The following is a 13,192-nucleotide window of genomic DNA, read 5'->3' as shown; positions in this document are numbered from 1 at the left end:
TCGCATCTAGCCTGCAAAGCCGACGCGCTGGCGCAGCTCCCTCTGGTCGGCCCCGGTCAGCAGTGCGATCAGCGCCGCCGCTTGCTTCGGATGCGCGGCCTGCATGGCGATGCCGGCCGTATACATCGTCACCAGCTCGCACCGCGGTGGTAGTGAGCCCGACAGCACAACGCCTGCGGTCGCGATGATCTCGGTCGCCTGGGTGCATCCGATCGGCCGCGTCGCGGTGCATGCCGCCAGTTCGCGCATGGCCGTTGCGCCGTTCGGAAAGATCTTCACGCGCGATGTGACCTCATAGGAGATGCCGAGCTGATCCAGCAGCTTTGCGACGTGCTGGCCCGCGGTCGAGGCCTGGGTATCAGGGACGTAGATGGCGTCCGCGGAGCGCAGGACCTCGCGCAGGTCGGCTTCGGTCCTGACGATCGCCTTGGCATCGCGACTGCGGACGGCGAGGGCAGTCTCCACGCGCCCGAGATCGGCGATCGAGGAGGGGACAACAAGCTTCTCCGCAGCGAGTTTTGCAAGCAGGGCCTGCGTCAGGATCACGACATCTGCCGGGGTGCTCGCACGCAGCTTGTCCGCCATCACGCCGACCGCGCCGAACGCGCCGTCGATGTCAAAGCCGGTCTGCGCCTTGAAGGCGTTGCCGAGGCCACGCACCAGGCCCTGCGCCGCGCCGCCGCTCAAAATGTTCACTGTGGTCACGGTGCACGCTCCATGGCTGCGATGATTTTGTCCCGCGTGATCGGCAGGTTGCGGATGCGTATTCCGAGGCAATCCTGGACCGCATTGGCGATGGCCGCCGTCACCGGGCCATGCGCGGCTTCGCCGGCACCGACCGGCTCGATCTCCGATCGCTGGATGATTTCCACATCCACTGCCGGGACCTCGCTGAAGGTCAGGATCGGATAGTCCGTCCAGGATGTCGAGGTGATGTGCGTGCGGTCGAATCGAACGCGCTCTTTCAGCACCCAGCTCGTTGCCTGGATGGCGCCGCCCTCGATCTGGTTGATGACGCCGTCCGGGTTGATGGCTTCGCCGACATCGACCGCAAGGGTCAGCCGTCTGACGCGGATATCCTCGGCGCTTTCGATCTCAGCGATTGCAGCGCAATAGGCGCCGCTGTTCTTGTACCGGGCAAAGCCCACGCCATGTCCGATGCCGGATCGTCTCTCAGGCTTCCAGCCGGCGCGTCGCGCCGCCGCGCGGACGACGTCGCGTGCGCGCTCATCCCTGAAGTGCCGCAGGCGGAACGAGATCGGATCTTCGCCGCGCAAGGCGGCGATCTCGTCGAGTAAGGATTCGATCGCGAACACGTTGCCCTGCGCGCCGAGGGTCCGCAGCGACGAGGTGCGCACCGGCATGGTCAGCAGGCGATGGCTCGTGATGGTCCAGGCCGGGAGATCGTAGAGCGGAACGGCGTTGCGGTCACTGCCGCCACCGTTGGCAACGGGTGGATTTGTCGAGGTCATGCGCGGATAGGGATTTGTGATCTCGCTTGCAGCCAGCAGTGCGGGCTGCGCGGCACGCCCAGGCCGTGCGGTATGTCCATTGCTCCAGATCGCATGGCGCCAGCCGACGATTTCGTCGTCGGCATCCAGATCGGCCTCGATCTCGATCGCCATCGCCGCACCAAACGGTGCGTGGGACATCTCGTCGCGGCGCGACCATTGCACCCGGACCGGGTGGCCGCCAGCGGCTTTCGCCAGCAGCACGGCGTCGAGCGCGACATCGTCGGCCGCATTATGCCCGTAGCAGCCCGCGCCCTCCATGTGCTCGACGACGATGTTTTCGGTCGGCAGCTTGAGCACGATGGCGAGGTCGGCGCGGAGCGGATAGACGCCCTGGCTGTGCGTCCAGACATGCACCCGGTCACCGTCCCATTGCGCCATGGCACATGACGGCGCGAGCGAGGCGTGCGCGATATAGGGGCGGGTGTACTGCCGGCGGAGCGTGCGGGTCGCCATTCCCGCAGCCGCTGCCCTGGTGTCGATGACCGTGGTCTCGACCGGCTGACTTCGTAGGAAACCAGCCGGATCATTCTCATCGGGCAGTGCCTCGCCGGCCGACCACGTCGCGCCCTTGCGTAAGGCTTTCAGCGCAGCTTCCGCGGCGGCCTCGCTGTCGGCGGCGACGCCCGCAAAGCCGCCGTCGCGGACGATCGTGGCCGGTGCGGACACGGCGCGTGCGGCCGCTTCGTCGAGCGCGACCAGCCTCGCGCCGGCGACGTCCGGCCGCAGCACGCGTCCGTGCAACATCCCCGGCCGCGCATGATCGTGGATGAAGCGCGGCCGCGCGAACACCTTGTCGGGAATGTCGACGCGCTGGACCGAATGTCCGGCGACGGCGCGTTTGGCAATGGTCTTTGCCACAGTGCCCGCAACGGCATCGTGGTCGAGCGACACCTCTCCCGACAGCTCCCAATAGCTGGTCCTGATGTTGCCGGGGCCCGAGATCGTGCCGTCGTCGATACCAAGCAGCGCCGCGTCGACGCCGAGACGCTCCGCTGCTGCTGCGAGGAAGCGCCGGCGCACCTCGGCGCAAACGTGGCGTAGCGCGCGGCCGGATTGCTGGATCGACAGGCTGCCGGAGGTGACTCCCTCATTTGGGCTCGCAGCCGTCGAGGTGCGGATCATCTCGATGCGGCTGACGCCGACGTCGAGCTCGTCAGCGGCAATCTGCGCCAGTGCCGTGACGATGCCCTGGCCGATCTCGACCTTGCCAGGCGAAATCGCCACGCGGCCTTCGCTGGCGAACCGCACCCATGACGACAGCCTTGGATTGGCCGCCAGGCTGACCGGCAGTTTCGGAGCAGGGGGCGGCGCGGTCATGATGCCGCCATCTCCGATGCCGCCCGCAGCACCGCGCGGACCATGCGGTTATGCGACCCGCAGCGGCACAGATTGCGATCGAGTGCAGCCCTGACCTCGGCCTCCGCCGGCGACGGATTACGTTCGAGCAGCGCCGCAGCGCTGATCAGGATGCCCGAGACGCAATAGCCGCATTGCATCGCCTGTTCGGCGATGAAGGCGCGTTGCAACGGGTGCGGTCGCTCCATCGTCCCGAGGCCTTCCACCGTGACGATGTCCTTGTCCGCCGCCGACCACATCGGCATATCGCAGGAGGCCATCGCATGGCCGCCGACCAGGACGTGACATGCCCCGCATTCACCGGCGCCGCAGCCGAAATGCGGACTGGTGATTCCGAGCCGGCTGCGCAGCACGTCGAGCAGCGTCTGATCCGGATCGACATCAACGGAGACTGCAGCTCCGTTAAGCTTGAACTGAATATCGGGCATGATCGGCATGGCTCATGACTTCTCGAACTTCTTGACGACATCGGCCCATTTCGCGATGTCGCCTCGCAGGAACTTCTCGAATTCCTCTGGTGTCATCGACATGGGCACGGCACCCTGCTCGGTCCAGAGCTTGATGATGTCTGGTCGCTTCACCAGCGCGTTGACGGCTGAATTGAGCTTGTCGATGACAGGCTTTGGCGTACCCGCCGGCGCCATCAGGCCGAGCCAGATTGTCGCCTCGTAACCGGGAACGCCTGCTTCGCCAGCGATCGGCACGTTCGGGAGCACCGCCGAGCGCTGCTGGCCGGTGGTCGCGAGCGCACGGACCTGGTTCTCGCCGATATTGGGCGCCATCGCCGGCAGCGCGTCGATCATCATCTGCACCTGGCCTCCTATCACGCCGCTGCGCGCCTCGCCGCTGTTGCGGTAGGGCACATGAACGACATCGATGCCGGCCATAGCTTTGAACAGCTCGCCGGCCATGTGGTACGGGGTGCCCTGACCGGAGGACGCGTAGTTCAATTTACCCGGCTGCGACTTGGCGAGCGCGATGAATTCCTGGAGCGTCTTCGCCGGGACTTGCGGATTCACCACGATGACGAGATCGGAATAGCTCACCGGCGCGATCGGCGCGAGGTCGCGCATCAGGTCGTATTTGCGCTGCTCCGGCGTCAGCAGCGATTCATTCGCCGTCTGCGTGTTGGACATCATGAGCAACGTGTAGCCGTCGGCCGGCGATTTCGCCGCCTCGACGGTGCCGATGACGCCGCCCGCGCCGGTGCGGTTCTCGATCACGAACGGCTGGCCAAAGCGCTGCTGGAGCCCCTGGCCGATCAGCCGCGCAGAAACGTCGGCCGGTCCGCCGGCGCCGAAGGGCACGACAATGCGGACAGGGTGCGCAGGATAATCCTGTGCCAAGCACCGGCTTGCGGAGAAGGCAGCGAGCAGGCCGGCGACGAGCACCGAAATTAGATGTCGAGCAGTCACGCCCACCTCCCTGACCTCGCTCTTGTTGGCTGCCACTGTAACGGCTGCGGGCGCGAACTGTCGACGTCTCACAAAGTCGATTGTATCGGCGACATCGGACCAATTTCGGTGTGGCCGCAGGGCATTTTGCGGACGCGGCAAGCACATGAGGCGCGTGCGGTTTGAGCATTTTGCATGGGCGTTGCCGGATAAATGCCCTCGGCTCGCAGGTATTTTGATGTTACGAAATCGGACATGAACCAGCACGCCAAGATCGAGATTCGCCACTCCACCTGTCCGCACGATTGCCCATCGGCCTGCGCGCTCGATGTCGAGGTGGTCGAAGGCCGTAGCATCGGCCGTGTCCGCGGTTCGAAAAAGCAGACCTATACGGCCGGCGTGGTCTGCGCCAAGGTCGCACGCTACGCCGAGCGCATCCATCATCCCGAACGGGTGATGTATCCGATGCGCCGCACCGGGCCGAAGGGCTCCGGCCAGTTTGCGCGCATCAGCTGGGACGAGGCGCTCGACGAGATCGCCGATCGCTTCAACCAGGCCGAGCGCGATTTCGGCGCGGAATCGATCTGGCCGTACTATTACGCCGGCACGATGGGGCTGGTGATGCGTGACGGTCTCAACCGTCTCACGCATGTGAAAAAATACTCGCGCTTCTACCAGACCATCTGCGCCAATGTCGGCCGCATCGGCTTTGCCGTCGGCACCGGCAAGATCGCCGGCGTCGATCCGCGCGAGATGGCGCTGTCCGATCTCGTCGTGATCTGGGGCACCAATCCCGTCAACACCCAGGTCAACGTGATGACGCATGCCGCGCGGGCCCGCAAGGAGCGCGGCGCGAAAATCGCAGCGGTCGACATCTACGACAACGAAACCATGAAGCAGGCCGACATCAAGATCCTGCTGCGGCCCGGCACCGACGGCGCGTTCGCCTGCGGCGTCATGCATGTTCTGTTCCGCGACGGCTATGCCGATCGTGCCTACATGGACAAGTACACCGACTGTCCCGCCGAACTCGAGGCGCATCTGAAGACACGCAATCCCGTATGGGCGTCGGGAATCTGCGGCGTGCCGGTGGCGGAGATCGAGGCCTTTGCCAAGGCGGTCGGCGAGACCAAGCGGACCTTTTTCCGCCTCGGCTATGGCTTCACGCGTTCGCGCAATGGCGCGATGCAGATGCACGCCGCGAACTGCATTCCCGCCGTGACCGGCGCCTGGCAGTACGAAGGCGGCGGCGCGTTCTTCAACAATTACGCGTTGTGGCACTTCAACGAATCCGTCATCGAAGGCCACGACGCGCTCGACAGGTCGGTCCGCGCCCTCGACCAATCGCAGGTCGGCCGGATCCTCACCGGCGATGCCGAGGCCCTGCTCGGCAAGGGCCCGGTCAAGGCGATGCTGATCCAGAACACCAACCCGATGACGGTGGCGCCGGAGCAGGCGCTGGTGCGCCAGGGCTTTGCGCGCGAGGATCTGTTCGTCGCCGTGCACGAGCAGTTCATGACCGAGACGGCTGAGATGGCCGACATCGTGCTGCCGGCGACCATGTTCATGGAGCATGACGATCTCTATTACGGCGGCGGCCACCAGCATATCTCGGTCGGTCCCAAGCTGATCGATCCGCCCGGCGAATGCCGCTCCAATCATCAGCTGTTGCAGGCGCTGGCGCCGCGGCTTGGCGCCAAGCATCCCGGCTTCGAGCTCACGGCGCGCGAGTTGATCGACACGACGCTGAAGCTCAGCGATCACGGCGACATCGCCGGTCTCGAAGCCGACATCTGGCGCGATCTGCAGCCGGACTTCCGCACTTCGCATTATCTCGATGGCTTCGCTCATCCCGACAAGAAATTCCACTTTAGGGCAGATTGGGCGCATCCGCCGTTCGGCCAGGCCATGGGTGATTTCGACAAGATGCCTGGCCTGCCGGATCATTGGGCCGTGATCGAGCACACCGATCTGGCTCATCCATTCCGCCTTGCGACCAGCCCGTCGCGCAGCTTCCTCAACACCACCTTCAACGAGACCCCGTCCTCGCAGGCGCGCGAAGGCAGAGCGAGCGTGATGATCCATCCGCTCGATGCCGCCGCACTCGACATCGCCGGTGGCGATGCCGTGACGCTCGGCAATAACAGAGGGGAGACCACGCTGATTGCCGTGCTGTTCGACGGCGTGCGCCGCGGCGTGCTGATCGCGGAGTCCGTGCATCCCAACAAGAATCATATCGGCGGCCTCGGCATCAACATGCTGACCGGTGCGGACACCATTGCCCCGATCGGTGGCGCTGCGTTCCACGACAACAAGGTCTGGATCAGGAAAGCGGCTGCGACCTGAGCCGCAGATTTGCGTCGAGGCGCTAAAACGCCGCTGCCCTTCAGATTGCCCTTGCACCTCGCTCCGGAGCTGCCGCAAATGGCTGCAGACCTGGAGCGAGGATCAAGCGTCATGACCGACATCACAGCCGTCATCACCGAGAAGCGCGGGCAGGCGTTCTGGATCACCATCAACCGGCCGGAGAAGCGCAACGCGCTCAACGGCGACGTCATCGCCGGCATCGCACGCGGCTATCGCGACGCGCATGAGAACAAGGACGTCCGTGTCATCGTGCTGACGGGCGCGGGCGACAAGGCGTTTTGCGCCGGCGCCGACTTGCAGAATTCCGGTGCGGCTTTCGCGATGGATCATTCCAGGCCAAATGTCGACTATGCCGATCTGTTGCGCCTGGCGCAGAACGCGACCAAGCCCGCGATCGCGCGTGTGGGCGGCGTCTGCATGGCCGGCGGCATGGGGCTTCTTTGCATGACCGACATGGCGGTTGCAGCCGATCATGTGATCTTCGGCCTGCCGGAAGTGAAAGTCGGCGTGTTTCCGATGCAGGTGTTGAGCCTGTTGCAGGAGATCGCACCGCGGCGCCTGATCAATGAATGGGCGCTGACCGGCGAGCCGTTCGACGCGGGGGCCGCAAAGGATGCGGGCCTGTTGAATTACGTCGTGCCCACGGCCGAGCTCGACGCCAAGGTCGACTGGCTGATCGGGCGCATCGTCGACAAATCCCCGACCGCGATCCGCCGCGGCAAATACGCCATGCGCGCCATCGCCTCGATGTCGTTCGACGAGAGCATTGCCTATACCGAAAGCCAGATCGCATTGCTCGCGATGACCGAGGATGCCAAGGAGGGCCTGAAAGCGTTCAGCGAGAAGCGCAAGCCGGTCTGGACGGGGAGGTGAGGGGGCGGCGCTCGCTGCTGTCTCCTCGTCATTGCGAGCGCAGCGAAGCAATCCAGAATCCCTCCGAGGTGACAGTCTGGATTGCTTCGCTGCGCTTGCAACGACGGAGTATGAGGCAGCAGCCTCGCCCTTCCAGTTCGCACCTTGACTTGCAGACACACTTTCGCCGCCTCGCGGCCCGATCCGCCCGAGGTTTGCGCTTCGCATTCACGCCCTCTGAAAACGAAGGGCGCAGGGAAGGCCGGGTGCTGACCTCGCACCCGCGGTCCGCTGCGCGAGGTGTAGCGCAGAAGGAGCCGCACAGCAGCATACAGGTGTAGCCGAACACACGGCCTTCCCTGCGCAGTGGTTGGACGGCTTATGCCGTGCTCTCCCGGGAGCCGAATTCCTTCTGGCCTCCCTCGCCCGACGGAAGTTACCGGCACCGCGCCGGTTGGCGCTATGCCGCATCCGCAAGACTTGGCCGTAGCGACGACGGCCAGGACCACACGGTTTTGCCGTACGCGAGCTTCCCGCTCAGCCCAGGGCGTCTTCGCCCGAGGGCCTCACCAGCATCGAGCGCCGTTCGTACAACGCGGCTTGCGAGGTGCTCACGGGGTTCGGCTCAATCCATCGCCCCGCCCTGCAACTCGCATCCGCGACGGCGCTGCTCGCGTCCACCGCAGCCCGATCCGCGGTTCGTGACGACGTACGACCGCCCTTTTCGCCGGATCAGGATGGGAAATGTGTACGACAAAACCGAAATTCGGTAAAGTGGAATATTTTGCGGCGAGGTGGTTGACCGAGGGATCGGGCGTTTTGCCCGTCGGGTAGCGCAAGGGATGGTGCGTAGGGTGGGTTACCCCGCGTTGGCTTTCAGGCCCGCGGCCTGGATGCCGGCGACCGCGCAAGCCTCGTCATTGTCCGAGGTGTCACCGGATACGCCCACCGCGCCAAGCAGCGTCGCGCCGTCCATGATCAGCACGCCGCCGGGGACCGGCACCAGCGCACCCTTGACGATGGTGTTCACGGCGTCGATGAAATAGGCCTGCTCCTGCGCCCGCTGGTACAGCGCGCGCGAGCCCATGCCCATCGCGAGGGCGCCATAGGCCTTGCCGTGGGCGATCTCGGCGCGCATCAGGCTGGTGCCGTCCTGCGCGGCGGCGATCTTGAGCACGCCGCGCGCGTCCAGGATCGAGACGACCAGCGGCTTCAGCTTCAGCTCGGTGGACTTTGCGAAAGCGGCGTCGAGGATTTTTCGGGCGGTGTCGAGGGTGAGGTCAGCCATGGCTGGGGTCCTTTGCAGCTGGAGAAGTTGAATTGGTGTCTGCGCGATCGAGGCTCATCGCTAGCACGCGCGCGACGTGCAGCGCCTCGCGTTGAGCACCATCCTTGATCTGGTGCCGGCAGGACGTGCCGTCGGCAACGACCAACGTGGTCTGGTCGGCGCGGCGCACGGCAGGCAGCAGCGACAGCTCGGCCATCGCGATCGAGGCGTCATATGTGTCGGCGCCATAACCGAACGCGCCGGCCATGCCGCAGCAGCTCGAATCGATGGTCTCGACCGCAAGGCCGGGGACGAGCCGCAGCACCTGCTCGACCGGCCTGAGGGCCCCGAAGGATTTTTGATGGCAATGGCCGTGCACGACGGCGTTGTCGGCGATCGCGCCGAGCGGCAACTGCAGCTGGCCGGCTTCGGCCTCGCGCACCAGAAACTCCTCGAAAGTGAGTGCGTGCGCAACGACCGCCCTGGCGTCGTTGTCCTGGCGCAGCGCCGCCAGCTCGTCGCGCAGCGTCAGGAGGCAGCTCGGCTCCAGGCCGACGATCGGCACGCCGCGTGCGGCGAAGGGCGCGAAGGTGGCGACGAGACGGTCGAGCTCGGAGCTGGCTTCATCGACGAGACCAGCGGACAGGAACGTGCGGCCGCAGCAGAGCGCGCGGTTTCCACGCGCAGGTTTTGGCATGTGCACGCGATAGCCGCCTGCGACGAGCACCCGCAGAGCGGCATCGAGGTTTTCCCGCTCATAGATTCGATTGAACGTATCGGCGAACAGCACGAGCTCGCGCCCATCCACGGGTCCGACCGCTTCCGCAGGCGGGGCGAACGGATCGCTGCGGAAGGCAGGCAAGGCGCGGCGCGCGCTGATGCCCGCACAACGCTCGAACAGCTTTCGCAGCAGGACGCTGCGGTTGCGCAAATTCGCCAGCGGCGCGAAGCGCGAGGCGATACCCGCATAGCGCGGCAGATAGCCGACCAGCCGGTCGCGCAGCGTCAAGCCGTGAGACGCGACCCGCGCCGCCAGCACCTCGATCTTCATCTTGGCCATGTCGACGCCAACAGGGCATTCGTGGCGGCAGGCCTTGCAGGAGACGCAGAGTTTCAGCGTCTCCATCATTCCATCGGAGGACAGCGCGTCAGGGCCGAGCTGGCCGGAGATCGCGAGCCGCAAGGTGTTGGCGCGCCCTCGGGTGACATCCTTCTCGTTGCGCGTGGCGCGGTAGGACGGGCACATCACGCCCCCCTCGAGCTTGCGGCAGGCGCCGTTGTTGTTGCACATCTCGACCGCGCCCTGGAAGCCGCCGCCGGCGCCGGGCCAGGCAGACCAGTCGAGCTTCGTCTTCAGCTCGCCAACGCGATAGTCTGGCTTGAAGCGGAACAGCGAGCGGTCGTCCATCCTGGGCGCATCGACGATCTTGCCCGGGTTGAGCACGCCAGCGGGATCGAAGCGCCTCTTTACCTCCCGGAAGTCAGCGACAAGCCGCTCACCGAACATGCTCTCGTGGAATTCCGAGCGCACCAGGCCGTCGCCATGCTCGCCGGAATGCGATCCCTTGTATTCGCGCACCAATGCAAACGCCTCCTCGGCGATCGCGCGCATCGCCTTGACGTCTTTTTCCAGCTTGAGATTAAGTACCGGGCGCACATGCAGGCAGCCTTCGGAGGCGTGCGCATACATCGTGCCGCTGGTGCCGTGTTTCGCAAACACCTCGTTCAGGCGCGCCGTGTAGTCGGCGAGATGCGGCAGCGGCACCGCGCAGTCCTCGACGAAGGAGACCGGCTTGCCCTCCTGCTTCATCGACATCATCACGTTGAGGCCGGCGGCGCGAAAATCGGCGATGCCGCTCTGCAGGGCGGGTTCCGATATCTCGACCACGCCGCCCCATTTGCGGGTATCGTTGGTCCAGCCGAACCCGAGGTCGCCCATGAGCTCGCCGAGCTGCTTCAGGCGTAGCAGATTGTCGGCCTGATCCTCCTCGGCGAACTCGACCACCAGCACGGCGTCGGGATCGCCCTTGATCGCGGCGGAGATGATCGGCTTGAACATCGCGATGTCGCGGCCGAGCGCGATCATGGTGCGGTCGACCAGCTCGACCGCGATCGGCTTCAGCTTGACCAGATGCTGGGCCGCATCCATCGCCTCGTAAAAGCTGCCGAAATGGCAGACGCCCAGCGCCTTGTTGCGGATCACGGGCCACAGCTTCAACTCGACCTTGGTGGTGAAGGCGAGGGTGCCTTCGGAGCCGACCAGCAGATGCGCCATGTTGTTGCGCGCGTTGCGCGGGGTGAGCGCGTCGAGATTGTAGCCGCCGACGCGGCGCTGGACTTTTGGAAAGCGCGCCGCGATCTCGTCGGCCTCGCGCGCGCCGAGATCGAGCATGTCGCGGAACAGCGCGCGCGTGCTCTCGCCGGCGTCGACATCCGAGAGATCGCGCGAGACCTCGCCGAAACGGCTCAACGTGCCGTCAGCGAGTGCGGCCTCCAGAGACAGCGTGTTGTCGCGCATGGTGCCGTAGCGAAGCGAGCGGCCGCCGCAGGAATTGTTGCCGGCCATGCCGCCGATGGTGGCACGGGAGGCGGTCGAGACATCGACCGGAAACCACAGGCCGTGCTTTTTGAGCTGGCGGTTGAGGTCGTCGAGCACGATGCCGGGCTCGACTACGCAGGTGCGGCCGGCGACGTCGAGCGACAGGATCTTGTTGAGGTGCTTCGAGAGGTCGACCACGAGGCCGTCATTGACGGTCTGGCCGCATTGCGAGGTGCCACCGCCGCGCGGGGTGACCCTCACGCCCTGATCGCGGGCAATTGCCAGCGCCCGCAGCGCCTCGTCCATGGTTTTGGGGACGACCACGCCCGTGGGCATGATCTGGTAGAACGAGGCGTCCGTGGCATAGCGGCCGCGGCTGAAGCCGTCGAACAGGACGTCGCCGCTGGTTTCGCGGGCCAGACGCGCCGCCAGGCCGTCCTTTGGGGCCAATTTCAGTGATTTTCCGGCCACTTCCGCCGCCATGATCCGCTCTCGTCTGTTTGCCAGCCCGTCTTGCCTACGGTGGCCGCCCTTGGCAAGGCGAGCCCTGCTTCTTGTGCATTGACGGCCTCGCGCGGGCGAGGGACAAGCCCGGCGAATAGTGATATGCGAGCGGCGCGCCGGACCCGTGGATCGGGCCGCCAGACGCAAAGCCAAGACAGACTTCAAGACCGGGAAGGACGCCTATGACCGTGCACACTGGAAGGCATTTTCTCCAGATTCCAGGGCCGACCAACGTGCCCGACCGCGTGCTGCGGGCGATGGACATGCCGACGCTGGACCATCGCGGCGCGGAATTCGCCGAGCTCGGTTTTGCCGCGATGGCCGCGATGCAGCGGGTGTTCCGCACCAAGCAGCCCGTAATCATCTTCCCGTCGTCCGGGACCGGCGCCTGGGAAGCGGCGATGGTCAACGTGCTCAAGCCCGGCGACAAGGTGTTGATGTGCGAGACCGGCCAGTTCGCCGTGCTGTGGCGCGGCATCGCCGATAAGTTCAAGCTCGCCGTCGACTTCATCCCGAGCGACTGGCGCCATGGCGCCGACCTCGCCGAGATCGAGAAGCGCCTCGCCGCCGACAAGCAGCACGCGATCAAGGCGGTCTGCGTCGTCCATAACGAGACCTCGACCGGCTGCGTGACACCGCCGCTTGAGGTGCGCAAGCTGCTCGACCGCGTCAAGCATCCGGCGCTCTTGATGGTCGATACCATCTCCGGCCTCGGCTCGATGGAGTACGAGCACGACGCCTGGGGTATCGACGTCTCGGTCGCGGGCTCCCAGAAGGGCCTGATGTTGCCGCCGGGCCTCGGCTTCAACGCCGTCTCGGAGAAGGCGCTCAGCGTTGCCAAAGCCAACGAGGGCATGCGCTCCTATTGGGACTGGCAGGAGGTCATCAACTTCAACAAGCTCGGGACTTTTCCCTATACGCCCGCCACCAATCTGCTGATGGGCCTGCGTGAAGCGGTCAGGATGCTCGAGGAGGAAGGGCTCGAGAACGTCTGGTCACGCCACAAGCGCCACAGCGCCGCGACCCGTGCGGCGGTGAAGGTCTGGGGCCTGGAGACGCAGTGCGCCGATCCTGCCGCGCACTCGCCGGCGTTGACCGGCGTGCGCGTGCCTGACGGACACGACGCCGACGCCTTCCGCAAGGTGGTGCTCGAGAACTTCGACATGTCGCTCGGCACCGGCCTGAACAAGGTCAAGGGCAAGGTGTTCCGCATCGGCCATATCGGCCATTTCAACGATCTGATGCTGATGGGCACACTCGCCGGTGTCGAGATGGGCCTGGATCTCGCAAAGATTCCGCACCGGAGCGGCGGCGTGCTGGCAGCTATGGACGTCCTGAAGGGGCGCGACGCAACGCCGATGACGCAGGTGGCCTGATCTATCTGACTGAAGAGGAATGA

General features: G+C 65.5%; 9 protein-coding genes. 3 read left to right on the top strand and 6 right to left on the bottom strand.

The features are described from left to right. Positions 1–6: 6 nt before the first annotated feature. Genes ACVW16_RS07580 through ACVW16_RS07565 form a run of 4 tightly spaced genes read right to left on the bottom strand, consistent with a single transcriptional unit; the run spans position 7 to position 4,291 of the window. The gene (locus ACVW16_RS07580; RefSeq protein ID WP_456735798.1) at positions 7–705 is read right to left on the bottom strand and encodes a molybdate ABC transporter substrate-binding protein; all 699 of its coding nucleotides are present in this window, start codon (positions 703–705) and stop codon (positions 7–9) included. After that, entirely contained in the window at positions 702–2,831 is a 2,130-nt protein-coding gene (locus ACVW16_RS07575) for a molybdopterin cofactor-binding domain-containing protein (protein WP_456802331.1), read from the bottom strand. Before ACVW16_RS07575 ends, ACVW16_RS07580 begins: the two co-directional genes overlap by 4 nt. Continuing rightward, positions 2,828–3,298 carry a (2Fe-2S)-binding protein gene (locus ACVW16_RS07570; RefSeq protein WP_456705333.1) on the bottom strand — a complete coding sequence of 157 codons (471 nt, stop codon included), beginning with the start codon at positions 3,296–3,298 and terminating at the stop codon, positions 2,828–2,830. Before ACVW16_RS07570 ends, ACVW16_RS07575 begins: the two co-directional genes overlap by 4 nt. Positions 3,299–3,310: 12 nt before the next feature. Then, complete coding sequence (locus ACVW16_RS07565) at positions 3,311–4,291, bottom strand: Bug family tripartite tricarboxylate transporter substrate binding protein (RefSeq protein ID WP_456738199.1); 981 nt, start codon at positions 4,289–4,291, stop codon at positions 3,311–3,313. Between the two features lie 228 nt (positions 4,292–4,519). Here ACVW16_RS07565 and ACVW16_RS07560 point away from each other — a divergent pair, with 228 nt between their 5' ends. After that, a complete protein-coding gene (locus tag ACVW16_RS07560; protein ID WP_456735796.1) occupies positions 4,520–6,610 on the top strand; it encodes a molybdopterin-dependent oxidoreductase in 2,091 nt (696 codons plus the stop codon). A gap of 111 nt (positions 6,611–6,721) precedes the next feature. Further along, positions 6,722–7,504 (top strand): enoyl-CoA hydratase/isomerase family protein, encoded by a 783-nt coding sequence (locus tag ACVW16_RS07555; protein WP_456704709.1) that lies wholly within the window; start codon positions 6,722–6,724, stop codon positions 7,502–7,504. Positions 7,505–8,342: 838 nt separating this feature from the next. Here ACVW16_RS07555 and ACVW16_RS07550 read toward each other — a convergent pair. Together ACVW16_RS07550 and ACVW16_RS07545 are read right to left on the bottom strand one after the other, a co-directional pair. Further along, entirely contained in the window at positions 8,343–8,771 is a 429-nt protein-coding gene (locus tag ACVW16_RS07550) for a GlcG/HbpS family heme-binding protein (protein WP_456735795.1), read from the bottom strand. Beyond that, entirely contained in the window at positions 8,764–11,772 is a 3,009-nt protein-coding gene (locus tag ACVW16_RS07545; protein ID WP_456802330.1) for an FAD-binding and (Fe-S)-binding domain-containing protein, read from the bottom strand. The genes ACVW16_RS07550 and ACVW16_RS07545 overlap by 8 nt, the downstream gene beginning before the upstream one ends. A gap of 203 nt (positions 11,773–11,975) precedes the next feature. On the opposite strand from ACVW16_RS07545, the gene ACVW16_RS07540 reads away from it, so the two are divergent. Continuing rightward, positions 11,976–13,169 carry a pyridoxal-phosphate-dependent aminotransferase family protein gene (locus ACVW16_RS07540; protein ID WP_456704706.1) on the top strand — a complete coding sequence of 398 codons (1,194 nt, stop codon included), beginning with the start codon at positions 11,976–11,978 and terminating at the stop codon, positions 13,167–13,169. The last annotated feature ends 23 nt before the right edge of the window (positions 13,170–13,192 follow it).

The organism is Bradyrhizobium sp. USDA 4474 (assembly GCF_054057515.1).
This window is presented reverse-complemented; position numbering and strand designations above follow the sequence as displayed.

Bases quoted from the DNA above. Each gene is read 5' to 3' on its own strand.
- ACVW16_RS07540 (WP_456704706.1), top strand. From the start codon at position 11,976: ATGACCGTGCACACTGGAAGGCATTTTCTCCAGATTCCAGGGCCGACC.
- ACVW16_RS07545 (WP_456802330.1), bottom strand. From the start codon at position 11,772: ATGGCGGCGGAAGTGGCCGGAAAATCACTGAAATTGGCCCCAAAGGAC.
- ACVW16_RS07555 (WP_456704709.1), top strand. From the start codon at position 6,722: ATGACCGACATCACAGCCGTCATCACCGAGAAGCGCGGGCAGGCGTTC.
- ACVW16_RS07550 (WP_456735795.1), bottom strand. From the start codon at position 8,771: ATGGCTGACCTCACCCTCGACACCGCCCGAAAAATCCTCGACGCCGCT.
- ACVW16_RS07575 (WP_456802331.1), bottom strand. From the start codon at position 2,831: ATGACCGCGCCGCCCCCTGCTCCGAAACTGCCGGTCAGCCTGGCGGCC.
- ACVW16_RS07560 (WP_456735796.1), top strand. From the start codon at position 4,520: ATGAACCAGCACGCCAAGATCGAGATTCGCCACTCCACCTGTCCGCAC.
- ACVW16_RS07570 (WP_456705333.1), bottom strand. From the start codon at position 3,298: ATGCCCGATATTCAGTTCAAGCTTAACGGAGCTGCAGTCTCCGTTGAT.